This is a genomic window from Candidatus Rickettsia tasmaniensis, assembly GCF_036857515.1.
Classification (GTDB): Bacteria; Pseudomonadota; Alphaproteobacteria; order Rickettsiales; family Rickettsiaceae; genus Rickettsia; species Rickettsia rickettsii.
Genome location: NZ_JAQCNX010000083.1, coordinates 1 through 510, shown reverse-complemented (window position 1 = coordinate 510; position 510 = coordinate 1). Strand labels below are relative to the sequence as shown.

The window sequence follows — 510 nt, the reverse complement described above, 5'->3', positions numbered from 1 at the left end:
TATATGAATATGCGAGAGCGTTATTGGGATCTAGACTATTAATTTCGATTAAATTAATATCGTCGCCGAGAGATAAGAAATTTTGTGCTGCGGTAAGCGGCATTAATATCGTTGTCAAATCATAATCATACATACCGCTATTGAAAATTGCTATAACTTTAAATTCTTTTGATCTTGGTATACTGCCAAAGGTGGTAGAAACTGAATTCGGTGAAATTAATCTAATCTTATCCCCAACGGTTACGCCTAAATTGCAGGTAATTAAAATAATATCCTCAGCTCTTACTTTTGAAGGTAAACTATAAAGAAAATAAATAGCTGCCTCGAAAATTTTAGTACCGGTTATACGCTCCAAATAATTCTTGATAGTTTGAATATTATAAGAAAAGGTAACACCAAGGATTACACCTAGTGTTGTGCCAAGTAATCCTATAAACATTCCGTTATAGATAAAAATAAGCATTATTTGCTTAGTGCTTGCTCCCATAGTGCTAAGAATTGCAATATCTG

At 32.9% G+C, this 510-nt stretch carries 1 protein-coding gene; it reads right to left on the bottom strand.

Going from position 1 to position 510, the window contains the following annotated elements; all coding sequences use genetic code 11:
- Positions 1 to 510: FtsX-like permease family protein (locus O6R16_RS08065; protein ID WP_499680710.1), on the bottom strand; the 510-nt coding region annotated here is incomplete at both ends.